This is a genomic window from Aquimarina intermedia (assembly GCF_008124785.1).
Lineage (GTDB): Bacteria > Bacteroidota > Bacteroidia > Flavobacteriales > Flavobacteriaceae > Aquimarina > Aquimarina intermedia.
Map to the genome: position 1 here is coordinate 108,557 of NZ_VNHU01000004.1, position 24,120 is coordinate 132,676.

Genomic DNA, 24,120 nt, shown 5'->3' on the forward strand with positions numbered 1-24,120 from the left:
TTATTCACCATCCAATAGTTGTTTTAAAGAAACCAAATCAGTTACTAGCACTTGCCTCGCTTTACTCCCTTCAAAAGGACCTACAATACCTGCAGCTTCCAATTGATCAATAATTCTACCAGCTCTGTTGTAACCCAATTTAAGTTTTCTTTGTAACAAAGAAGCAGAACCCTGTTGTGCAGTCACAATAACCTCGGCCGCTTCATTAAACAACTTATCGCGTTCGCTAACATCTATATCAAGACCTGTGCCACTTTCCTCTCCAGAATACTCCGGCAACATATATGCATCCGGATATGCTTTTTGGCTTCCTATAAAATCTGTAATACGTTCTACTTCGGGGGTATCTACAAATGCGCATTGAATACGTATTAAATCATTACCCTGAGTGTATAACATATCCCCTCTTCCTATCAATTGATCTGCACCTCCGGTGTCCAAAATTGTACGAGAATCTATCTTTGATGTCACCCTAAAAGCTATTCTCGCTGGAAAGTTCGCCTTGATCATTCCAGTAATTACATTCACCGACGGTCGTTGTGTCGCAATTATTAAGTGTATCCCAATAGCTCTAGCTAGTTGTGCCAGACGTGCTATTGGTGTTTCTACCTCCTTACCAGCGGTCATAATCAAATCAGCAAACTCATCCACAACCAACACAATATACGGCAAGAATTTATGACCATTCTCAGGATTTAATTTACGAGCTCTGAACTTGACGTTATATTCTTTAATATTACGTACCATCGCGAGCTTCAATAAATCATATCGTGCATCCATCTCAATACACAAAGAATTGAGGGTATTGATAACCTTCGTATTATCTGTGATTATAGCCTCCTCAGTATCCGGTAGTTTGGCTAAATAATGGCGTTCTATTTTATTGAACAGCGTTAATTCTACTTTTTTAGGATCCACCAGTACAAATTTGACTTCAGCCGGGTGCTTTTTATATAATAGAGACGTCAAAATAGCATTTAAACCAACCGATTTACCTTGCCCGGTAGCCCCTGCCATTAAAAGGTGTGGCATTTTAGCTAAATCTACTACAAAGGTTTCGTTGGAAATGGTTTTACCCAATGACAATGGTAGTTCCATCTCTGCATTCTGAAACTTTGATGAAGATATAGCCGAACGCATAGATACAATCGTCGATTTCTTATTAGGTACTTCGATACCAATGGTTCCTTTACCCGGTATAGGAGCAATAATACGAATCCCAAGAGCTGCCAGCGATAAAGCTATATCATCTTCAAGATTTTTAATTTTCGAAATTCGTACTCCTGCTTCCGGTACAATTTCATACAACGTAACAGTAGGTCCAACGGTTGCTTTAATCTGAGCAATTTCAATTTTATAGTTCTTAAGGGTTTCAACGATTCGATTCTTATTCTCTTCCAGTTCCCCCTGATCAATTGTTATTCCCCCGGTTTGACCCGTATAATCCTTAAGCAATGAAATAGATGGATATTGATAATTTCCTAATTCTAAAGTAGGATCAAACTCTCCAAAATCTTTCACAAGTTTATCACTTAGATTTTCTGAAAGTTCTTCTTCAACCACACTTTCGACCTCCATTTCAAGATCTTCAGGATCATCGTTGGATTTGATGACCAGTTTTTGCATTGAATCATCCGTAGAAGTGCGTTCAGAATCCTTGGTGTATAAATCATTCAATACATTAGTTGTAGAAAGATCTTTAGTACTTTCTAAGGTAGTTGTCGTATCCTCTTCTATATTTGTGATTTTAGCATTTATAGGATCTTTAGCTATAGTCGTTACAACAGGAGACTCAACAGTGGTATGTTTTCCATTCTTGGTGGTACTTTGAGACGTTTGATCAGTAGCATTAGTGGCAACTGTCTGCTGTGCTTGTTGTATGGAAGCTGCAATTTTCTCGGGAGTATAACGCAATCGTACAACTACATAAATTATAGCAAAAAAAGTGAGAATTAATACAGTACCTATAAACCCGACATAATCCCTTAGAAAATCATTTATCTCATAGCCAATAACTCCGGCGAGCAAACCACCTTCTTGTTTAATAAAGCCTAGAACTATGGAGATCCAAAGCATGACTAAGGTACCCCAAAACCAAAATCCTGCCAAGCGCTTTTTGTTAAGATCAAAAAACAAATAAACTCCGGTCAGTGAGGTGAGCACAGGTATAAACAGTGCGGCTACACCAAACCCTCTAAAAATAAAAAAGTGACTGACTGAAGCCCCAAACTTACTGAGCCAATTTTTGGCAATTGCAGATCTCTTGGAGAACTGTGCAATTTCACTTTGATCAATTTTCCAGTTAAAAAAGAAAGAAATAAAAGCAAAGAACAAAGCGATTCCCAGAAAGAACAAAAAAGAACCGATAATTACCTTTTGCTGCCTGCTTAAGGATAAGTTTTTTTTTGTTTTAGCTGTAGGATTCTTAGTTGCTTTCTTTTTAGTGGTTGTTTTCTTTTTGGCCATTATTTGGGAGTATTATCGCAAAAGTACGAATATCTATATAGGAACGTAGAAATGCTAAAAAAATTTTCTAGTTGAAATAGGGAATATAGATCATTAATCCGATTATAAAAGCAGCAATTGCAGCAAAAAATACAGCCCCTGCAGCTATGTCTTTAATAAATCCAATCTTATTATGAAAATCGGGATGAATAAAGTCTGCTATCGCCTCAATTGCAGTATTTATCGCTTCTATACTAAGTACCAGACCAATAGCAAAAATTTGTAACATCCAATCTATCTTTGATATTTCCAGATAAAAACCCATAAAAGTTACGATCAGAGCAATTGACACCTGAACCTGTATACTTGCTTCTGTTTTTAACAAGAGAAATGCTCCTTTTAGGGCATAACCGCCACCCCGAATACGACCGGATAAAAATTTAAAAATTCCACTCATAAGCGTTTTATTTCAAAGCATTTAATGCCGCAGTGTAGTCCGGTTCCTGTACAATTTCTGGCACCTGCTCTGTGTAGCGTACGGTACCTTCCTTATCCAGCACTACGATAGCACGAGAATGCAGCGCTTTTAATGGTCCGCTGGTCATCTCTACTTCATAATCTTTTCCAAACTTTCCGGTTCTAAAATCTGAAAGATTGATCACATTTTCTATTCCTTCTGCCCCACAAAATCGTTCTTGTGCAAATGGAAGATCTCTGGATATACATACCACTTTGGTATCTGTTAAAGAAGCTGCTTGTTTATTGAATTCTCGAACTGATGCCGCACAAATCCCTGTATCCACTGAAGGGAATATGTTTAAAATTAAATTAAATCCTTCAAAATCTTTTAAAGTAGCTGTCGACAAGTCATTTTTAACTAATTCGAAGTCCGGAGCTTTGGACCCGATCTCAGGAAGTTCTCCCGCAGTTTGTAATGTATTCCCTTTTAGTGTTATTGTAGCCATGATAGTAAACTTTATTTTGAAAGGATAAAATTACTAAGATTATGTGGTATTTAAGCTAAATCGGAGGAAAAATAAAAAACCTTCCCTGGCAGGAAGGTTAAAAAGAGCTATGCATCGATAGCTCCTAAAACTCTTTTCATAAAGGAATTAAGTGCTTCTTTTTTACTGGTTCCTTCTTTAATCATTTTATCTACTTCTAGCGCTCCGTACATATTAGAGATTAGCTCTCCTATAACATCCAGCTCCTCATCTTTTAGAGAAGGAATCTCTGTGAGCGCCTCTAAGGTTTCGATGGATTCTATAATATAATCTTCATCATTTTCTTCGATGAAGTTCGTAAGATGTTTAATTACTGGTAACTTCATGAACTAAATCTTTTAAAACGTCAAATTTGTTAGTTTGTGCTTGATTTACAAAGCTTCCATTTTTAAAAACCGCGAATGTCGGTAAGTTGTCAACAGTTGCCATTTTTCTGGATTCCGGAAACTTTTCAGCATCAGCGATTACAAAAGTAGCGTCAGTCAATTCTGAGGCCAATTTCTTAAACTTAGGCTTCATAATGCGACAGTTACCACACCATGTTGCAGAGTATTGAACAATAACTGTATCATTATCATTCACAATATTTTTTAAATTATCTTCATTCAATTCTTGAACCATAGTATTTTATTTAATTAATACCCCTACATCAAAGGATGCAGGGGATAAAAAATTGTATAATCTTAGTTAGAAGCTAAATAAGAAGCAACACCATCTCTGTTTGCAGACATAGCCTCTTTTCCTTCTTCCCAGTTAGCAGGACATACTTCCCCATTCTTTTGAACGTGAGCATAAGCATCTATCAATCTCATAAATTCTTTTACATTTCGTCCCACAGGCATATGATTCACACCTTCATGAAAAACTGTTCCTTCTTCATCGATAAGATATGTAGCTCTATACGTGACGTTATCTCCCTCTACTGTAACTAATCCGGTCTCTTCGTTATACTTTTCATCAGTGATATCTAAGATACCCAATGCATTTGCCAAGTTACGATTAGAATCTGCTAAAATTGGATACGTTACCCCCTCAATACCGCCATTGTCTTTTGAAGTATTTAACCATGCAAAATGAACTTCTGGTGTATCACAAGAAGCTCCAATCACGATAGTATTTCTTTTTTCAAATTCTTTAAGTGCTTCTTGGAAAGCGTGTAGTTCTGTTGGACAAACAAAAGTGAAATCTTTTGGATACCAAAAAAGTAATACTTTCTTATTATTATTTTTTGCTTCTTCCAAAACATTTAATTTAAAAGTGTCTCCCATATCGTTCATGGCATCAACATTTAAATCTGGAAATTTTTTTCCTACAATTGTCATAGTTATATTTTTTTGTTATTGAACGTTTATTTCACTGCAAATATAACTTAAGATATGAAGGTGGTTAAAAAGACTAATTTTTATTCTTTATTTGATAATAGGTTTTAGCTATCATAAACACAAAGTTCATAAGGAGGAAAAATACTCATATCATTTTTTACCGTAACTTTTATACGGAAAATATAAGGTTAAATTCTTGAAATATCACATGGTAAGCACAATTTTTGTATTTTCGTTAATTATTATTAACTTTTTAACCACTATTTGGCTACCCTTAGAAAGCATATAAGTTTATTTATTATCTTATGTTCTACTCAACTCGTTACCCCACAAGCTACTCTCAACTCTGATAGTGTTCAAAGGTACATACAAAGAGCCGAAGAACTACAGGATCAATACAAATATGAGGAGTCCTTGGAGCTTGCCAAGACTGCCTTACAAAACGCGCTTTACAATGATGATTCTAAGAGTAAAGCTCATATTTATCAGATTATTGGTAAAAATTATGAAATAAATGGTGATGACCAAAAAGCCATTCGTAACTACGTTAAGGCGTTAACGTTTTCTCAAATTTCAAAAAACAAAGTCTTAGAAACTGATATTTACAATAGCTTGGCAACACTATATGTAAAGCATGAATTTACGGTAAAAAAGGGAATTCAATATTTTGATAAATCATATAAATTAGCAAGACGTGTTGAAGACACTGTCAGAATGATCAGACCCTTGCTTAATTTGGGTTCTTTTTACATTTTAAAAAACAATTATTCTGAAGCATATTTTAATTTATCTCCTGCCAGAAAATTAATTAATGAAAATACATCGAACTTAGATAAAACTAAATTAAACAGTTTACTTGGTCGCTATTTCCTTCACCTGGAGCGTTATGATCGTGCAGAAGAGCATATAGAAGAAGCTATATCGTATGCTTTGTTAGAAATTAACAACGAGTCTATTTCTAATCAAACCAAATCTACGTTTTATGAAGAGCTAGCCAATCTTTATAAAGCAAAATCTTCACTCCATTATGCACAAGAAGATTACAAGCGTGCAATCAATTATAATGAAGAGTACTACAGAAGTAAGTTGAGAGCGATTGATATCAAGAATCTTATTGAATTACAACGGGCAAATATTAAATATGAAGTTGATCAATATCAAGCAAAAATAAAGCAAGCAGAATTTGATAAAGCGGAGAGAGAAATTCAAATTGTCAAATGGCAAATGAGTATTTTTTTGGGCGTAGTACTTATTCTAATCTCATTAGCTTTTCTTATTAGCTCTAACCGTAATAATCTTCAAAAGAAAAAATTAAACCAGGATTTAATAGAAAAAAATAAAGAACTCAAAAGTGCTAAAGAAACCGCAGAACAGGTTTCTACTTTAAAGTCACAATTTATATCTACTGTAAGCCACGAATTAAGAACACCACTCTATGGAGTTATAGGATTAACTTCCTTATTAATGGAAAATCCTGATGAAAAGAAAAAGAGTGAATACTTGGAATCTTTGAAATTCTCCGGAGATTACTTACTAGCTCTCATCAATGATGTTTTGCAACTAAGTAAGATAGAAACTAACGAAATTAAACTGGAAGAGGTTACTTTTGATCTACGGTCATTAATTGAAGGTATTACAAGCTCACTGCGAACCAAGCAAAAAAGTAATCGAAATACGGTCCATATCAATATTGATCCAAAAATTACTAATACGCTCATCGGGGATTCTGTTAGGCTATCCCAAGTACTAATCAACCTTATAGGAAATGCGCTAAAATTTACAACTGACGGAAATATTTGGGTGTCTGTTGTTTGTATGGAGCAAGATCCAGAGTATTACGTATTGCGTTTTATAGTAAAAGATGATGGTATCGGAATTCCGGATAACAAACAAAAATCTATTTTTGAGAATTTTGCTCAGGTTAAAAATCAGAATCAGGAATATGAAGGTACCGGACTGGGACTTGCTATTGTTAGAAAATTGATTCAGCTACATCAAAGTGAAATTTATGTAGAAAGTGTTGAAGGCTTAGGTTCTAAATTTCATTTTGACCTTAAGTATAAGAAAGCAATGAAGAGCGAAGAAACATTGGCTGCAACCGGTATAAATCTAAGCGTAGGAACCACTAATTTTAATATTCTTATAGTTGATGACAATAGAATCAATCAAATTGTAACTCAAAATATATTAAAGAAAAAAGGTTATACATGCGATGTGGCCAGCAATGGTATTGATGCCATTTCTATGCTTAAAAAAGAGGAATATGATCTGGTACTAATGGATATCAATATGCCCGAACTGGACGGTCTTGAAGCCACCAAGGTGATTCGAACATTTAACTCTACAATCCCGATCATCGCGCTGACCGCCGTAGAAGAAGGCGAGGTTAAACAACAAGCTTTAGCTGTAGGAATGAATGATGTAATTGTCAAACCCTACGATACGCAACAGTTCTTTCAAACCATTATGAAGAACATTTCTAAGGTAAAAAGCCTGTAACATCTCTATTGGTACATTTGTTTACAAACTCTTGAAAAATAGCGAAACAATTCTCATATACTTTGCTTTTGAAATAGTATTTTAGTTTGCAATTTCTAAGCTATTATTATGCAATCAAAAAAAATGGGTTTTAACACCATATGTACACACTATGGAGAAATTGAGGACACACAATTTCAAGGTGCTATTTCTCCTATTTACCTCTCCACGTCGTATGCTTTTGACAATGTTGACACCAAAAGGTATCCACGATATTTTAATACACCCAATCAGGAAGCACTTTGTAAGAAAATCGCTAAACTTGAGCATGGAGAAGCTGCATTAATTTTTGGTAGCGGTATGGCGGCAGTTAGCACTACCCTGTTTGCGTTCATAAAACATGGGGACCACATAGTTCTACAACGCAATATTTATGGAGGAACTGCTAATCTGGTCAATGAAGAATTTGATAAACATGGGATTGAGTATACCTATATAGATGCAACCAATGCCGAGACAGTTTCAAAAGCAATTAAGAAAAATACAAAGGTTTTATATATTGAGACTCCGTCAAATCCCTTACTATCCGTTATAGATATCGAAGCGATTGCCAATATCGGCAAAAAACATAATATACTAACTGTTATTGATAATACTTTTGCTTCCCCCGTGAATCAAAATCCGATCCTTATGGGGATTGATATTGTAATTCATTCTGCCACAAAATATTTAGGAGGACATAGTGATATTCTGGCGGGTGCTGTGGTAGCTTCTGAGGAGCATATGGACACCATTTTTCAGGTAGCTAAAAACTTTGGCGGAAGTCTTAGTGATTTTACCGTGTGGATGCTGGAGCGTAGCATTAAGACTTTAGGCATACGTGTGAAACAGCAAAATCAAAATGCGCAAGAAATGGCCGAATGGCTACAAAATCACTCTGACATTGATCAAGTCTACTATCCGGGTCTTCCCTCACATCCGGATCATGCTATAGCAAAGAAACAAATGCGTGGTTACGGAGGCATGTTGTCTTTTGAACTACAACCTGGATTAGATGCCAGCAAGTTTCAAGCGCAACTAAGTCTTATAAAAAGTTCGATGAGTTTGGCCGGTGTAGAAAGCACAATCCTTTCTCCCACCCTCACCTCTCATGCATTGTTATCTGAGCAAGAGAGAGCTGACCAAGGTATAAAGGATGGTTTATTACGATTTAGTGTAGGAATTGAAGAAGTGGAGGATCTTAAACAGGATATCACTGCTGCCCTAGAGGTTCTCAAAAAGGAATATGCCTAATCCATAAGGTCTCATTATTATATCAAAATTACCAATGTCAGGAATCCCTGTTTATTATGGTACCTTTGATCCAAAATTAGAAGAATGAAGTTAGATATACTAGCAATCGGCGCACATCCCGATGATATAGAACTGAGCTGTGCAGGTACACTAGCCAAAGAGATAAGTAAAGGAAAAAAAGCGGGAATTTTAGATCTAACCCAAGGGGAATTAGGAACCAGGGGAAGTAAAGAGCTCAGAGCTGTAGAAGCAAAAAATGCAGCCGAAATTTTAGGCGTATCTATTAGAGAAAATTTAGCAATGAAGGATGGCTTTTTCATTAATGATAAAGAGCATCAGCTTCAGGTAATCCAAAAAATAAGAAAATATCGTCCGGATATTGTTTTATGTAATGCAATCGATGACCGACATATTGACCATGGAAAAGGAAGCCGACTGGTTAGGGATGCATGTTTTTTATCAGGATTAAGAAAAATAGAAACCCATGATGAGAACCAAGTACAATCCCCGTGGCGACCTCGCTTGGTACTTCACTATATACAGTGGAAATCTCTGACACCTGATATTGTGGTGGATATTTCGGGTTTTATAGAGACTAAAATGAAAAGCGTATTAGCTTATACTTCTCAATTTTATGATAAAAACAGTAAAGAACCTTCTACACCAATCTCCAGTGATAACTTTTTGAATAGTATTACATATCGCGCAGCAGATTTAGGGCGTATTATAGGAGTCGATCATGCAGAAGGTTTCACCGTAGAACGCTATGCTGCAGTAGATTCCATTTTTGACTTAATTTAATTTAAAAAAAAGTTTGCAGAATGGTTCAAATGACTTATTTTTGCATCCGAATTTAAATGGTGGTTGTAGCTCAGTTGGTTAGAGCATTGGTTTGTGGTACCAAGGGTCGCGGGTTCGAATCCCGTCTTCCACCCCATATTCTTAAAGACCTTGCTTTTGCAAGGTCTTTTTCGTTTTTATAAAATACTTTAATTCAGAAAAGATCATAAAAAAAACCTTCATGCCATTGCATAAAGGTTTTTTTATATTTGTCTGTTTCTTTTTACTTTTCAACTTCTCCATCAACAACAATTCGTTGCTCACGATTTACAAGTTCATAAGCTGTATAAAAAACGAGCTGTGCGCGCTTAGCCATAAGCTCATATTCTATTTTATCAGGTGTATCCGTAGGTTTATGATAGTCTTCATGAACTCCGTTGAAATAAAAAATAATAGGCACCCCATTTTTAGCAAAGTTATAATGATCGCTTCTAAAGTAAAAACGATTAGGGTCATTCGCTGCATTATACGTATAATCTAAGTTTAGATTCGTATACTCTGCATTAGCCTTCTCGCTTATTTCATGCAGTTCTGTACTCAGTCGATCACTTCCTATGAGATAAATATAATTCTCTTTTTCTTCTCCCTCATGATGTTTATCGATACGGCCCACCATATCAATATTTAGATTTGCTATGGTATTCGCTAAAGGGAATACAGGGTTCTCCGTGTAATATTTTGATCCGTACAGCCCTTTCTCCTCTCCGGTTACATGCAAAAACAAAATAGAGCGCTTGGGTCCGTGACCTTCATCTTTCATTTTTTGAAAAGCCTCAGCTATTTCTAAAAGACTCACTGTACCAGATCCATCATCATCTGCACCATTATAAATCTCTCCTTTACTATCTATACCTACATGATCGTAATGAGCAGACAGTACAAGCACTTCTTCAGGCTTTTCTGAGCCCTCTATAAAGGCTAAAACATTTTCTGAAGCTTTGATGTCTCCTCTAAAAAAACTCTTCGGAATCGTCTGAAAATAGCCCTCTACTCCTTCTGGAGCAGGTATATTCATTTTACGATACTGTGTTCTCAAATATTCGGCTGCTTTCTTTTGACCTTCCTCTCCGGTATCTCTGCCTTCAAAATCGTCCCCTGCAAAAACGTACAAATATGATTTTAGATCTTTTGCTGTAATGCGTTCTGCATATTCTTTTATATCAAAAGTTTTAGTAACTACCGATTGCTTTGAACTTTGAGAGGTTCCACATGAACCGATGACTAAAAAACCTAAAGCTATGATAACTTTTTTCACACAATAAAAATTTAAATTAATAGTACTTTATTTTAAGGATTTGACATAAAGAAAATTTGCTGATTAGTCGAGATACTATCAATAATAAGCCATTGGAGCCTCTACTCATAAAAAATCAAATTTTTATATTTCATCAAAAACAGAGAGCAAGATACTGATTTTGATGCATATCCCTACATGTAAAAAAAGGTTTTAAAAAAACTTTTAAATATTTTGTAAAAAACTCTTTCAATATTGAAAAAAGCTCCTATATTTGCACCCGCAAAGGAGAATTGGCAGAGTGGTCGAATGCGGCAGTCTTGAAAACTGTTGAGGGTCACACCTCCGGGGGTTCGAATCCCTCATTCTCCGCAAAAGGAAACCTACAATGGAAATTGTGGGTTTTTTGTTTTCTGTAGCCTTTGAAGTTTACTTCATAAAGTCGAAGGAAAACAAAAAAACAAACACACGTAGTGAGTTGTGGTTTCTATGCTTGCCAAAGATTACCAATTTGGGATCACGAGCAAAGCGAGTAATCTCTGTTTTTCTTGTATAAGCATCCATCCCTAACCCTTCCTTCCAAGGAAGGGCACTAACAAGAACAACACTTAATCTAATTGCATTTGCTTGTGCAAGTAACAAAACAAACACACGCAGTTGATTGTGGTTTCAACGCTTGCCAAGGATTTCCTCAATAGAATTACGAGAACAGCGAGCACTTTACTTTATATTTTTACTGGACAGTATCGAAAGGTTATTTTTATAAATGATCATAATAAAAAGTGCTATTTTCTTTTTTTAGTATACAACCAATAATTGATTCCTACAGACCAGTAAAAAGTGTTATTCAGGTCCTCTTTAAAAGTTTGTTCTTCTGTAGTTATAGTAGCTCTGCTTTGTGGAAACGCAAATCCTGGAGTAAATGAGAAAACAAATGACTTATAAAAATAATGGAGGGGAATACTTAATTCGTAGCTCAAAATATTGAATTTATCAACCTTCTTAATATCAACTATATAGGAGTTCACATCTCCACTTCCTTGCCCACCACGATTACCGTTACCCTGACGATTATTTCTGTAATACTCTTCATAAAAATACTGAGACCCAGCATACAAATTTACCGAAGGCATAATCGATAGCTTTTTACTCAACACATAAAACGTTCTATTGAGATGTAAACCAACAAAAATATCAGTACCGCTATTATTATTAAAATAACTACTTCCTGTTGCTAAGAGCTCTAAAATAGTAAAGTCGTAACCCAAACTTCCGGTAAGATCAGCTACAACCTGTGATTGTACATTGTAGCTGTCTTCATCAAAAAAATAGGCAGTTCCAGAGATTTCGGCAGTAAATCCTTTATGAGTATATTCATACCCAGCTGTAATTAAGGAAAGGTCTACTCTACCCTCATCAGATCTTGTTAAGTAAGATAATGAAGCATTGGCATAAAAACCTGATTTGTCGTAGTACCCCACAGAAGAATAAAGATATGGTGTGGCAATAGAATCACGCCTTCCCATAAAAACAGCATCACTCATATAGCTCACGTCTAGCAATAGATATGATTTATTTTTATTTTCATCATTTTGAGAAACAGCGATAATTGGCGACACTAAAAATGCCACTGTATATAAAAACATTAGATTTCTCATTACTCAATTTTAGTATATCTGAAACGATGTAAAAATTTTGTGTATATCAATAACACTCTTCTTCGCTATTTAAATAGTCCTTTTTTACCTTTCTTTTTGGATACTGTAGGTTTTTTACCCCCCTTTTTCATCATTGTTTGGTTTTTAAGCAGCATTTTTCGATGCTGCTGCATATTCTGGATCTTATTCCCCTCCATATTTAAGCATTCTCCATCCTGAAGACGTAATTGTTTCCTGTCACGGTCTTGGTAACTTCCATCAGGATTTACCGTTACACCATTTGCCAGACTGAGTTGTCTTTGCAGACGGTTTTGAGATTGGTTTTTGATTTGAAGTACCTCACCATTGATGAACATAAAATGAACCCGGTTTTGATTACGCTCCTGCTTACGCGCTTCTGCCAGTCCTTTGTTTTCCTGTTTTACTTTGTACCGATATTGATATTCATTACGATATTTGATCCCATCCATATCGAGACATTCACCTTCTTTAAGACGCAAACGTTCTTGATTACGTGTCACATACAATCCGTCAGGATTGAGTACAGTACCATCATTTAATGTAATACTTTCTTGTAATCGCATCTGATCTTGATCCCTGATCTGTAGCATATCACCATCTACCAACATTAAACGTGTCTGATCACGATCCTGAACTTGGGCTCTTAATGCCATAGTTCCTATAAAAACTAAAGCGAAAGCCAGTACTATTTTTTTCATAATCTTTATATTTTTGAATTCTTTGTAATATATACTGTAGAACATTAAAAAATAATGACATTGATCATTCAATATACTTTTTCCGACACTTTAAGGAGTAGAATCAATCTCTACTCATTACCCATTTTTCCATGAATAAGTGCCGCAAAGAAAAACTGGATTTTTTAAGCATGAATAACCTACCGCATGATATGCGTCATATTATTTTTCTTTATGAGCAGTTAGCTTTAATGCTATGAAAAGTATGAAATCAACCAAATCATTTATACCGATCATTATTATAGTAATGCCCATTTCATCGATTCAAAGCCAGCAAGACCTTGAGGCTTTAGGTGTGGTGAAGAAAGCTGATGATAATATGCGTGGCAATACTTCACAGGCAGATATTGCTGTAAGAATCATAAGACCTTCCTGAGGTAGAGAAATGAATTTGAAAGCCTGGATTAAAGAAGATGACTACACCATGATCTATATTAATTCACCTGCCAAAGAAAAGGGTATTGTTTTTTGCAAGAGTACAGTAGAGTTTTTAATTTAATCTGACTCTCAGAAATTATAATTGGTTATAAAATTAATTTGATGATAATTACTTCTATTAAAAATTACAGCTGGATCATTATTGTTAACATTCTTTTTATAGACATATAAAATATCAAAATTGAGTCCGTCAAAAAATCCTTGAAGACCTTAATGAAAGCGAGAATTCACCTGATAATACGCATCGAGATTATACTTATTGTTTTCAAATTCATTCACTGTTGCCCCAAAAAGTCGCGTAAATTTTAATTCCATAGTACATCTGTCAGGTTTAAAATCATAACTTCCTCCTAAGGTTAAAACAGTTACATTTCCAAAACCATCCATACGTGATCTTGAAATTGAGGTAAATAATTGGTCTCTTCCCAGCTCTCGCGGAGAAAGAAACCTACCCGTATCAAACGCATGAGTAAACGCTGCACTAAGTTTCATCTTAGTAAATTTATATTGTAATTGTGTGCTCAAAACTTGGCCATTTTCTGTATCCTGAATATATCTTTCATTATATGCCAATTTCATTTGATAATCCAAAGGGAATTGAAGTGCATATTGAACACCCATATTCCAGTTTTTAAATAAATAATCAATTTGTAACCAAGATGTATTGATTATTCTATCTAAATGCACATTGTAAAAATGAAAAGTCCAATCTTTCACATTTCCAGAATAATTAAAAATTCCAATCCCTCTAGAATTTGTATTTTCATGATACTGCGCGACCTCCCCATTAGGTTGGAAGCCATTGTTGGTAAGTCCTATAGCCTCATTGAAATCATACCATTCTACCGTACTTCGCGGTGAAACACGATCCAGCCAACTAAGATTAAAATGATGTCCGTCCATCAATTCATAATTTAGCCACAAGCCTTTAAAAACAAAAGGTTTCATCCTGCCGTCACTTTCGTTTAGTAAAGGCGTATCTTCAATCTCCAGTTTTCCGTAGGTGAGATAACCGCGCCCAAAATTATACTTTAAATATAATTCTTCTAATCGATCCAGATCATTAAAATTATCAAAGTCATTGATATCATACAGTTCGTGTTCCCATTTTGAAATTCTTCCGGTTGTAGCATCTGGCTTATTCAAGGCTGATGAAAAAGTCTGATAGGTAAATATACCTTTGACCCCTAACTCAAATCCTTTAAATTCTTTAGTCTTAATTGCAATAGAACCACCTGTGGCGTTCGTATAATAGTCTTTTAAGCTATTTTGATTACTAGTACTCATAAAGAAATTGCGAATATGACCTTCTAAATGAGCTTCTGTAAAGATTTCTTTTAAAGATGTGATCTTGTCATTATCATTAAAATTATGGCTTTGTGAATACATATTAGAACAACTTAGAAAACTTAAGAGTAAAAAAATGAAGTTTTTAATGTTTAGCATACCATGTTTTATTTTCTCATTTCTTTACAAAAGAACAAGGAAATACATTTATTTTCAGTAACAATTGTTACTTTACAATGCGCAATTTAAATCGTTCTTTATCCCAAATTCATTACGATGTTCTTCAGAAAAGACCGATCGATAAAATAAGACTTAAGTTTATTGAAACCAACAAAATTTTAAAACATAATTAATTGATTTACAGATAAACTAAATCTTCACTAACTTAATATTGCTATTAAAATTTGAATGATTTCTTAAGTTTTTAAAAGAATGGACTAGCACTGATCTTAAGTTAAGACATATACCAGGGGCATCTTATTAACCCCCTATCGCGATCATACTCCGGTTATTATGAAATGCAGGGTCTTTAAATTTTTGAAGTGTATCCATCCCGTTACGTGTGTTTTTCTTTGCGAGCACTGCTTTTTTAATGACAGCTGCTATTGGATTTCCATTACGAAGTGGTGTCAATACATCAGACTCTGTAGTTGAAAATAAACAATTTTTGAGGTGTCCATTGGCTGTTAGTCGTATTCTATTACAACTATCGCAAAAAGGATTTGTTACAGAACTGATGATTGCAAACGTACCTTTATAGCCTTTAATTTGATAGTTTTTGGCGGTGTCATTTGGTTTATCGTTTAGCCTAATAAAATCAGAAATGTCATAACGATTATATACTTGTTTCAATATATCTTCAAGAGAAACGAGCTTTTCCATATTCCATTTATTGCCATCAAATGGCATAAATTCAATAAATCTAATTTGCAATGGTTGTTTCTTAGTTAATGCTATAAAATCAACGATTTCGTTATCATTAAAGCCTTTCATCAAGACGCAATTCAGCTTCACTTCAAATCCTTCTTTTAGTAATAACTGAATGTTATTATACACTTTTGTGAAATAATCGCGTCGTGTAATTGACTTATTCTTACTAGCACTCAATGAATCTAAGCTTATATTAACGGTTTTAATCCCACATTTTTTGAATGTTTCTATAAATCTATCTACAAGGACACCATTAGTAGTAATTGCTAATTCTATAGGAAGTGTTGCCAGCTTTTCCATAATCAATGCAGCATCTTTCCTCACTAATGGTTCGCCACCAGTAAGTCTTATTTTGGTAACACCATTAGCTACAAATTCTTTGGCGATGGTATAGATTTCCTCATAAGTCATAATATGAGACTTAGGGGAAAGCGTTATACCAGCTGCTGGCATACAATATGTACATCGCAAATTGCAACGTTCGGTAAGTGAGATACGCAGGTAGTTATGTTCGCGGCCAAAAGTATCTGTAAGTATGCTTTTTTTTTCGTTTTTCATATTAATTGTGTCTTGCGCCTTTGAGAATTCCAAAAACGTGTAAAAGGGAAGGAAAGATAGCATCCATCGACTCTCTTGCTCCATTGGTAGATCCTGGCAATGCGAGAACTAGCGAATTTTTTATTGTTCCTGCTACACTTCTAGACAACATAGCATAAGGCATACGATCTTGACCATATTTTCTTATTGTTTCTTCTATTCCAGGTATGGTTCTATCGAGTAATGGTTTCAGTGCTTCTGGTGTCACATCCCTTTGAGATAAACCAGTTCCGCCAGTATAAATTATCAAATCTGCCCCTTGAGATTGATAGTATTTTGCTTTTTCCTGAATGATTGCAATTTCGTCTGGAATACTAATGTAATCTAGTATAGCTACATCGCTGGTTTCTAATTTTGCTATAATCGCTTTTCCTGCTTTATCTTGTTTTTCACCTGCAGAAATAGAATCTGAACAGACAATAACAGCCGCTTTTAAATCACGTCCAAATTTGTCCTTAAAACCAGACTTACCTCCTGTTTTCTCGATGAGTTTTATATGATGAATTTCGATGCCTTTATCAATAGGTTTCAACATATCATACATATTAAGAGCAACCACACTTGCACCATGCATTGCTTCTACCTCCACACCCGTTTTATAAATGGTTTTTACGGTTATCAATACTTTAATTTCTAATTCATCAATTATGAAATCAATTCCTGTATATTCAATAGGCAACGGATGGCAATCCGGAAGCAACTCTGGTGTTTTTTTTACTCCGAGTAATCCAGCTGCCTTACTCATAGCAAACACATCACCCTTGGGCACCGTTTTGTTCTCAAGAGCCGTAATCGTATTTTGACTACTTACCTTTACAATAGCTTGCGCTGTTGCTGTACGCAACGTAGTATTCTTATGTGTGATATCTACCATTTGAATTTTAAATTTGGCTATTTGTTTAACCGTTTATTTGTGAGTTTCGTTATGAGTTCAATACATCTGATATTTTTCATTCTTTTCTAAATATTAGATATTCAATTTCATTGAATAAACACAGCTCACTAATAATGATAAGTTACTTTAAAACTTCCCTTAACGCACTAAAAGTTGTCTCGAAAATGTGCTTTATTTTTATTTGTTCAACTGGATGTGCCTTCTGCTAAATATAATAGTAAGAGATAATTGAAGCTCTTCTATGTTGGTTTGTCCAACCGAATTTTTCTTCACATGAAAATTCTTTGGTAACTAAGTAAAATAGTTTAACTATACCTCATAATCACCCAAAAAATTTAATTTTTCAAACAAAAAAGTATGTGGCATAATTATAAATTTACAATTTTAACGATGCAACAAATAAACATTTGTTTAACTATTAATTTTCCATTGATGCGACTGATCTTCAAATATTTCTCTTCCGAAAATAGGAACGTCTGCTTTTATAGCTTCAACGATAAAATTTAACGCCTCAAAAACCACTTTTCGTCTGGGAGATGACACAAAAACAAACAAGCATATTTCACCGGTTGTCACCTCTCCAAGACTGTGATATATATGCATACACGAGAGATCAAATTTCTCAAATGCAATTTCCCTTATTTCATGAAATTTCTTGTTTGCCATCTCTTCATGAGCAGTATATTCAATTGCAGTTACAGTTTTATCCTCTATCACATCAGCTCTTACCTGACCTAAGAAAATATTATGTGCTCCAATAGCAGTTTTTGATTGATGTTTTTGTATTGCGTCCCCAATAAATCCTGAAGTAATCGCTCCGGTTTTGAATACATTTTTATAGGTTGTTTTCATTCAGTACGTTTTATTAACTTTGAGTTGGTTAATGCGGATACACCGCCCTTTAAACTCCAACAATTTGTTATATTATTTTTTTTTAAGAGGGAAATTGCCTGATTACTGCGTTGACCAGTTTTACAAAAGACAATAACTTTTTTATCTTTTGAAATCATTTGTAAATTATCGGTTAACTCATGTAATGAAATTTTAACAAGGTTTTCATGAAAAAATCGAGGTAGCTCAGCTAACCCCCGTACATCGATATATTGAATATCATCATCATCCTGAATATCTTCAACACCTATTTGATTAAGAACTATATTACAATTAAATACCTCATCAAAAATTTCAAAATCTTCACCCCGCTGCTTCACCAGTCGTATGGTCTCTTTAATTCTTGCTACTTTAATTGTTGTTGATTGATTAGTGAGCGCATTGTAACAAAATAATTTTCCTGATAAGGGCTCTCCTATTCCCAAAACAATCTTAAGTACCTCATTAGCTTGTAATGTGCCGATTATTCCCGGTAGTATTCCTAAAACACCTATTTCTTCACAATTAGATACTAGTCCTTTTTGAGTTGGATAAGGAAAAAGGCAGCGGTAGCTTGGACCATTTTTATAGTTAAAAACAGTAACCTGACCTTCGAACTTATAAATAGCTCCATAAATCACTGGTTTATTTAAAATTACGGCGGCATCATTTATTAGATAACGAGTTGAAAAGTTATCAGTTGCATCCACAATGATATCATAGGTTGTAAAAATATCCTTTACATTTTCTGAAATCAACTTTGTGGGATACGTATTAATTTTGATTGTAGGATTGAGATTAAAAAGCATTTCACGGGCGGCCATGGCTTTATTTTTGCCAAGAGAACTCATTCCAAACAGTACTTGTCGTTGTAAATTTGATTCTTCAATAATATCATGATCGACAATTCCTATAGTTCCTATTCCTGCTGCAACCAAATATTGCAGAATGGGGCATCCAAGTCCTCCGGCACCAACAATTAATACTTTTGCTGCATGTATTTTCTTTTGTCCAGCAACTCCAATTTCTTCTAAAATAATATGTCTGTGGTATCTACTCAATATATAATTTTTAAAGATTCACCCTCCTGAAAAAGGTGGGAAAATTGCAACTTCTTCTCCGGTAACTTTACAATTCTCATTCACTATTTCTTGGTTTTGAGCAATTGTAAAATTCACATTATTGAGACCCGGATATCGATTAATTAAGTTTTTTTTTAATTCGGAAACCTTAGTATTTGAACACTCAAACTTCTCATTACTACGTCCCGTTATTTCAGCGAGCATCCCAAAATATTTTATATCAATAATCATTTTTAATTTCATTTAAGACCAACGAATCCAGTTATACAATTTTTCATTTATCACTCTATAAAAATTAACTTGAGCGAGGCGGTAACCAATACTATCAAGAGCATGTATCGCACCATGTTATTACTCATTCTTTTACTCCCGTAATAACTTCCCAAAAAACCTCCTATAACTGCCACTCCAACCATTAAAAACGATTGGCTGCTTAAAACGACACCATTTGTTAGTTGTCCAGCAAGTCCCGCTATAGAATTTACCCAAATAAATAATGCAGATACTGCAGCAGCTTCCTTCATTTTACCCCAATGGAACAATAGAATTATAGGTGTCAAAATGATGCCTCCTCCTATACCAATTAAACCGGAAAAGAAACCTATTACTGCACCAACCACCAAACCTTGCCAAAGTTTTATTTTATGTAGAATCTCACTCTCTTTCCCAAAAACATTCAGCATTTTAAGCACAGCAAAAATTAGTAAAACTCCCAGAATTCTTTTGTAAATCGTGGCATCGAGTTCTATTAAACCTCCCAAATAAGCCATGGGAATTGAAGTAATCGCAAAGTAAAAAAAGAGGTTTTTATTAAAAAAGCCACCTTTATAATAATAAAAAAAAGATGTTCCGGCTACAAATAAATTTAAGAGTAATGCCGTGGGTTTCATCATTTCTGGCATCACAGAAAATAATGACATAAGTGCCAGGTATCCGCTGGCCCCACCATGTCCCACACCTGCATACAGGAATGCGATTATCGGCAGAATACCGAGAAAAATCCATAAATCATTGACTTCACTAATCATACGCATATTTGATAATTAATACATTTAAAATATGTAGTTCAATCATTAAAGTTCATTTTATTTGTTCTGCTGTTTTAATAAATTATCCTTTTTCTATCCCGTTATCTAAAGCAATAGGAGTTTCTATAATTCACATATCCCTCACTTAAAAAAAATGATTGAGCCACATCATACAATCTTTCAAACTTAAAGCTACCAAGGTAATAGAATCGTTTTTACCTTATCACCTTTGGTAATATTGAAAGTATTTTCGGGTAAAAAAATCAATGCATTTGCCTCGCCAAATGCCGAAAGCATAGCCGAACTTTGTCCGCCCAGAATTTGAACACCATCCTCTTGTATTACAGCTTTTAAAAATTGAGCACGAGTCTCTTTTGAGTTATAGTTTGATAATGAACTAAGGTTAAGACTATTCAATTCTTTTTTTGAAGCTCCTTCCAACGTTTTGAGTAAAGGGTAAACATATATATAAAAACAAGTCAAAGCTGCAGCCGGATTTCCCGGTAAGGCGAAAATTGACGTATTTCCTTTTTTTCCATAAAACAATGGTTTTCCGGGTTTTTGATTTACTTTATAGAAAATTTCTTGGACATTCAAATTTTTTAAAGCTCTACCAACAAAATCATACTTTCCTACCGAAATCCCTCCTGTGATTATGACAACATCATTATCACTTATAGTAGTTCCTAAGGTGTATATTGTACTTTCATAATTGTCTTCAACTCTTATGACCTCGGGAACATTGTATTGTTCTGACGCTAACATACTCCTTAACATAGGTCCATTAGATTCGTACACTTTGCCATATGGTAGCACCAACCCATTGGTGACAAGTTCATTTCCCGTGACTACTATGGCTATAGATGGTTTGCTATATACTTTGACTTTATTCACACCGACGCTGGAGATGAATCCTATATGTGCCGAATTTATTCTAACACCTGCTTTTAGAGCCAACTCATCTTTTCTAATTTGTTCTCCAATGGGTCGTATATTCATACCACTATCGGGAGTTTCTTCGGTAAAAATCTGATCATCCTCAACCTCAATTTTTTCCTGAATAAGTACAGCATTTGAGGTATCAGGTACAGGTGCTCCCGTATAGATTCTAACAGCCTCCCCAGAAGTAAGATGAAAATCATGATTATCTCCAGCCTTTATTTCTCCGATTACCTTATAATTTGAACTGTCACCTATATTTATAGCATAACCATCCATTGATGATTGTCTAAACGGCGGCATATCAATAAGAGAAATTATATCTTCAGCCAAACTATAACCCAATGCATCCTCTAAACTTACCTCCATTACATGCCTAACCCTATCATCACAAGTCAATATTAATTTCCTTGCTTCCTCCACTTTAATCATATTTTTAATATAAATCAGGTTGTTTTTACTGTAATTTTAAATACTTGATCTTAAATTTAAGATATAAAAAATTGATTAATGTATTTAAGTGAAAGTAAAAAACAAAAGAAGTAATACATACACGATGTAATCTTGTTCCTTCCACATGATTAAATACATATTAAATGTTAGTTAGAAGTCTTATTGTTAAGAAGTGTAAATCCATCCTATTCTTAGATAAAAAGCTAAACATCCATAAATTAGTCAAATAATCTTACTTTATATTTTAATTCAAGTATACTTAAGATAAATTATTTATCTCTTTTTCGAAAACCATAGGTAATTTGTCTTATAAAATCCTTCGGAACTTTTTCATCTCCCGGAAAACCAAGCTCAATAGTACCACTATCCTCAGGAACATAATTCGTTTTAAATATATAATCCCACAAACTAAGGCTAATTCCAAAATTCACGCCATATGTTCCTTTAGGTAATACATAAGAGTGATGATACAGATGCATCACAGGATTGTTGACGATGTACTTCAACGGACCCCAGGTAATCTTAATATTCGAATGATTGATATGCCCAATGGTAATTGCAATAAAATGAACTATATAAGCTTGTTCAGGTTCAAAACCACCCAAAACCATTACACCAATAGTTTTAAGAGGCTTGTAAAATATATTTTCCATCCAGTGATAACGCAAATGTGCTGCAAACCCCATTTCTTTGACAGAATGATGTATTTTATGATATCGCCATAAGAATGGATATTTGTGAAGCAATACATGTGTGAACCACTGTACAAAATCTAATATTATAAAAAATATGACCAGCTGTGCCCACATCGGCAAGCCAGAAATGTTAATAATCGTTAAACTCTCTGCAGAAACTCCAATATCTTTGAACAACACCTCTAACAATCTATAAAAACCACTTATAATAATTGCAAAGACAAAGAAATTGAAAAACATATAGAAGCCATCCAACCAAAAATCTCTCCTGAAAATCGACTGTTCTTTTCGCCAGGGGAATGCAATTTCTAATCCCCATACCAATAATGAAATCGCCATAAGACCCCAAAAATAATTGGTGTACCAAGGGACTTCAAATACTATAGATTGCCATGTCCAGTCGACACTGTTCACAAATGAATCTATAAAAGCAGTTATATACTTCTCCATAACTTTTTAATTTAATTTTGTTATACTGTCTTGTTCAAAAGGTAAATTCTTGAAATAACTCCATTCGACCCAAGACCCATCATAATTTTTTACATTGTTATAACCCAACAATTCGGTTAGCACGAAGGTAGTATGTGCAGAGCGTACACCACTATGACAATATGAAATAATAAGATCGTTCTTTGATGCTCCTAGCCTATTATAAATTTTTTCTAATTCATTATACGTTTTAAATTTCTGGGTTCCTTCATACTCAATGGCTTCAGCCCAATCGATAAGAACGCTATTTGGGATTCTCCCCGCTCTGGCAGCACCATTCTTCTGCCTTTTTCCAGTAAACTCATCCTGACTTCTAGTATCTAAAATTATTTTTTTTCTGTTTGAATTGACCATTTCTATCATTTCATCTTTTTCAATTAGTAAATCCAAAGAACTCATTACCGGAAGTATAAATTCCGAAGAAATAATCGGCACAAGTTTGTCATTCATAGCTCCTTCGATTGTTTCCCAAGCCTTCAATCCTCCATTTAAAATCCTTACAGATTCAAAATTATAATTCTTAAGTACCCACCACAAACGAGAGGCATCAGCAGAACCTTTATCATCGTATACAATCAACAGATCATCATTTTTAATTCCTAATTTTCTAAACAGGGCTTCTAACTTTTCTTTATTTGCCATCATACCTTTGTAGGGATACGAAGTATCTTCGATATCTGTACGCCAAATATTTAATGCGCCATCAATATGCTTTTCAGCATACGCTGTTGCCTTTCTGAAGTCTATAATTTTCAAATGCTTTTGTCGGTATACTTTTAGTAACTCCTCTGCTTCTATCAGATGGTCTGAACTAGCGTAAGAGCTTACCTCTAATTCGGACTTTGGAAAAGTTTTATCTCTTTGCTTATTACAGGAGAACACAAACACACTCAAAATTATAACACTACTAATTCTGTAAGTCATACCACTCAACATTTCTTAAATTTTCACGCCTTCCTTTTTTTATTGGAGGATAATTTGTTACTAAATAATTTACTATGATTTCTTCGTTACCACCTAAATCCCATAAGTTTTGAGTTTCCTGCATCCAGCGAATGGTTGCTATCCATCGTTCCGCAGTCATCCTATTCTGAATAACTAACTTTGAAGAATGGCAATTGGTACAATTATTTACCACTTCCATCAAGCCTTCGGCTTCGACTAATCCACTACGAACATGAATTCCGTTTTCTATCCTATCTTCCTCATCCTCCTGAACAACAATATATGCGGAATCAGGTGCTGATTTCTTAAAAACCGAGAAGCTTGGATCTACAATGAGGTAAATTCCAGCAATTGCAACTATAATGATAATAGAAACGACCACTTTCAGCAGTTGATAGATTACCCTAACCTGTTTTCTAAATTGTTCCTGCCTATCCATT

The 24,120-nt window shown here is 34.7% G+C and carries 24 protein-coding genes and 2 tRNA genes; 6 read left to right on the forward strand and 20 right to left on the reverse strand.

The genetic code is table 11. The features are described 5' to 3' along the window. The 6 genes from BD809_RS07840 to BD809_RS07865 all read right to left on the reverse strand — a co-directional run bounded on the left by BD809_RS07840 (position 1) and on the right by BD809_RS07865 (position 4,771). A complete protein-coding gene (locus tag BD809_RS07840; RefSeq protein ID WP_148782423.1) occupies positions 1 to 2,466 on the reverse strand; it encodes an FtsK/SpoIIIE family DNA translocase in 2,466 nt (821 codons plus the stop codon). A gap of 67 nt (positions 2,467 to 2,533) precedes the next feature. Further along, on the reverse strand, positions 2,534 to 2,902 hold the full coding sequence (locus BD809_RS07845) for a diacylglycerol kinase (protein WP_148782424.1): 369 nt from the start codon (positions 2,900 to 2,902) through the stop codon (positions 2,534 to 2,536). 7 nt (positions 2,903 to 2,909) lie between these two features. Then, positions 2,910 to 3,410 carry a thiol peroxidase gene (gene tpx / locus BD809_RS07850; protein WP_148782425.1) on the reverse strand — a complete coding sequence of 167 codons (501 nt, stop codon included), beginning with the start codon at positions 3,408 to 3,410 and terminating at the stop codon, positions 2,910 to 2,912. 107 nt (positions 3,411 to 3,517) lie between these two features. Beyond that, positions 3,518 to 3,775 carry a DUF6952 family protein gene (locus tag BD809_RS07855; protein ID WP_148782426.1) on the reverse strand — a complete coding sequence of 86 codons (258 nt, stop codon included), beginning with the start codon at positions 3,773 to 3,775 and terminating at the stop codon, positions 3,518 to 3,520. After that, entirely contained in the window at positions 3,756 to 4,070 is a 315-nt protein-coding gene (locus BD809_RS07860) for a thioredoxin family protein (protein WP_148782427.1), read from the reverse strand. Before BD809_RS07860 ends, BD809_RS07855 begins: the two co-directional genes overlap by 20 nt. Positions 4,071 to 4,132: 62 nt before the next feature. Further along, positions 4,133 to 4,771 carry a peroxiredoxin gene (locus BD809_RS07865; protein WP_148782428.1) on the reverse strand — a complete coding sequence of 213 codons (639 nt, stop codon included), beginning with the start codon at positions 4,769 to 4,771 and terminating at the stop codon, positions 4,133 to 4,135. A 264-nt stretch (positions 4,772 to 5,035) separates the two neighbouring features. Here BD809_RS07865 and BD809_RS07870 point away from each other — a divergent pair, with 264 nt between their 5' ends. The 4 genes from BD809_RS07870 to BD809_RS07885 all read left to right on the forward strand — a co-directional run bounded on the left by BD809_RS07870 (position 5,036) and on the right by BD809_RS07885 (position 9,479). Continuing rightward, positions 5,036 to 7,270 (forward strand): tetratricopeptide repeat-containing hybrid sensor histidine kinase/response regulator, encoded by a 2,235-nt coding sequence (locus BD809_RS07870; RefSeq protein ID WP_148782429.1) that lies wholly within the window; start codon positions 5,036 to 5,038, stop codon positions 7,268 to 7,270. Between the two features lie 108 nt (positions 7,271 to 7,378). After that, positions 7,379 to 8,542: a trans-sulfuration enzyme family protein gene (locus BD809_RS07875; RefSeq protein WP_148782430.1), complete on the forward strand. Its 1,164-nt coding sequence runs from the start codon at positions 7,379 to 7,381 to the stop codon at positions 8,540 to 8,542. Positions 8,543 to 8,626: 84 nt separating this feature from the next. After that, entirely contained in the window at positions 8,627 to 9,343 is a 717-nt protein-coding gene (gene bshB1, locus BD809_RS07880; RefSeq protein ID WP_148782431.1) for a bacillithiol biosynthesis deacetylase BshB1, read from the forward strand. A 59-nt stretch (positions 9,344 to 9,402) separates the two neighbouring features. Beyond that, positions 9,403 to 9,479 (forward strand) — tRNA-His (locus BD809_RS07885). 126 nt (positions 9,480 to 9,605) lie between these two features. On the opposite strand, the gene BD809_RS07890 is transcribed toward BD809_RS07885, so the two are convergent. Then, positions 9,606 to 10,637, reverse strand: coding sequence for a M28 family metallopeptidase (locus BD809_RS07890; RefSeq protein ID WP_148782432.1), 1,032 nt, complete (start codon positions 10,635 to 10,637; stop codon positions 9,606 to 9,608). Between the two features lie 266 nt (positions 10,638 to 10,903). On the opposite strand from BD809_RS07890, the gene BD809_RS07895 reads away from it, so the two are divergent. Next, a tRNA-Ser gene (locus BD809_RS07895) sits at positions 10,904 to 10,988 on the forward strand. 413 nt (positions 10,989 to 11,401) lie between these two features. Here BD809_RS07895 and BD809_RS07900 read toward each other — a convergent pair. Then, positions 11,402 to 12,274, reverse strand: coding sequence for a hypothetical protein (locus tag BD809_RS07900; RefSeq protein WP_246131463.1), 873 nt, complete (start codon positions 12,272 to 12,274; stop codon positions 11,402 to 11,404). A gap of 65 nt (positions 12,275 to 12,339) precedes the next feature. Beyond that, a complete protein-coding gene (locus BD809_RS07905; protein WP_148782433.1) occupies positions 12,340 to 12,993 on the reverse strand; it encodes a DUF6799 domain-containing protein in 654 nt (217 codons plus the stop codon). Between the two features lie 286 nt (positions 12,994 to 13,279). On the opposite strand from BD809_RS07905, the gene BD809_RS15955 reads away from it, so the two are divergent. Beyond that, positions 13,280 to 13,408 carry a hypothetical protein gene (locus BD809_RS15955; RefSeq protein ID WP_262712883.1) on the forward strand — a complete coding sequence of 43 codons (129 nt, stop codon included), beginning with the start codon at positions 13,280 to 13,282 and terminating at the stop codon, positions 13,406 to 13,408. Positions 13,409 to 13,680: 272 nt separating this feature from the next. Here the strand turns inward: BD809_RS15955 and BD809_RS07910 are convergent, their stop codons facing one another. The 11 genes from BD809_RS07910 to BD809_RS07960 all read right to left on the reverse strand — a co-directional run bounded on the left by BD809_RS07910 (position 13,681) and on the right by BD809_RS07960 (position 24,119). Beyond that, positions 13,681 to 14,859: an OprD family outer membrane porin gene (locus tag BD809_RS07910; RefSeq protein WP_170251808.1), complete on the reverse strand. Its 1,179-nt coding sequence runs from the start codon at positions 14,857 to 14,859 to the stop codon at positions 13,681 to 13,683. Positions 14,860 to 15,237: 378 nt separating this feature from the next. Further along, positions 15,238 to 16,245 (reverse strand): GTP 3',8-cyclase MoaA, encoded by a 1,008-nt coding sequence (gene moaA, locus BD809_RS07915; protein ID WP_148782435.1) that lies wholly within the window; start codon positions 16,243 to 16,245, stop codon positions 15,238 to 15,240. Position 16,246: 1 nt separating this feature from the next. Continuing rightward, on the reverse strand, positions 16,247 to 17,158 hold the full coding sequence (moaCB, locus tag BD809_RS07920) for a bifunctional molybdenum cofactor biosynthesis protein MoaC/MoaB (protein WP_148782436.1): 912 nt from the start codon (positions 17,156 to 17,158) through the stop codon (positions 16,247 to 16,249). Between the two features lie 432 nt (positions 17,159 to 17,590). Then, on the reverse strand, positions 17,591 to 18,031 hold the full coding sequence (locus tag BD809_RS07925) for a molybdenum cofactor biosynthesis protein MoaE (RefSeq protein WP_148782437.1): 441 nt from the start codon (positions 18,029 to 18,031) through the stop codon (positions 17,591 to 17,593). Next, positions 18,028 to 19,110 carry a HesA/MoeB/ThiF family protein gene (moeB, locus tag BD809_RS07930; protein ID WP_148782438.1) on the reverse strand — a complete coding sequence of 361 codons (1,083 nt, stop codon included), beginning with the start codon at positions 19,108 to 19,110 and terminating at the stop codon, positions 18,028 to 18,030. The genes BD809_RS07925 and moeB overlap by 4 nt, the downstream gene beginning before the upstream one ends. A gap of 18 nt (positions 19,111 to 19,128) precedes the next feature. Then, a complete protein-coding gene (locus BD809_RS07935; protein WP_170251810.1) occupies positions 19,129 to 19,362 on the reverse strand; it encodes a MoaD/ThiS family protein in 234 nt (77 codons plus the stop codon). Between the two features lie 50 nt (positions 19,363 to 19,412). Beyond that, positions 19,413 to 20,165 carry a sulfite exporter TauE/SafE family protein gene (locus BD809_RS07940; RefSeq protein ID WP_170251812.1) on the reverse strand — a complete coding sequence of 251 codons (753 nt, stop codon included), beginning with the start codon at positions 20,163 to 20,165 and terminating at the stop codon, positions 19,413 to 19,415. A gap of 186 nt (positions 20,166 to 20,351) precedes the next feature. Next, positions 20,352 to 21,530 carry a molybdopterin molybdotransferase MoeA gene (locus BD809_RS07945; protein WP_148782440.1) on the reverse strand — a complete coding sequence of 393 codons (1,179 nt, stop codon included), beginning with the start codon at positions 21,528 to 21,530 and terminating at the stop codon, positions 20,352 to 20,354. 290 nt (positions 21,531 to 21,820) lie between these two features. After that, positions 21,821 to 22,696 carry a sterol desaturase family protein gene (locus BD809_RS07950; protein ID WP_148782441.1) on the reverse strand — a complete coding sequence of 292 codons (876 nt, stop codon included), beginning with the start codon at positions 22,694 to 22,696 and terminating at the stop codon, positions 21,821 to 21,823. 6 nt (positions 22,697 to 22,702) lie between these two features. After that, positions 22,703 to 23,659, reverse strand: a complete 957-nt coding sequence (locus BD809_RS07955) for a sulfurtransferase (protein ID WP_170251814.1) — start codon at positions 23,657 to 23,659, stop codon at positions 22,703 to 22,705. Then, positions 23,643 to 24,119, reverse strand: a complete 477-nt coding sequence (locus BD809_RS07960) for a monoheme cytochrome C (protein ID WP_148782443.1) — start codon at positions 24,117 to 24,119, stop codon at positions 23,643 to 23,645. The genes BD809_RS07955 and BD809_RS07960 overlap by 17 nt, the downstream gene beginning before the upstream one ends. Position 24,120: the final 1 nt, after the last annotated feature.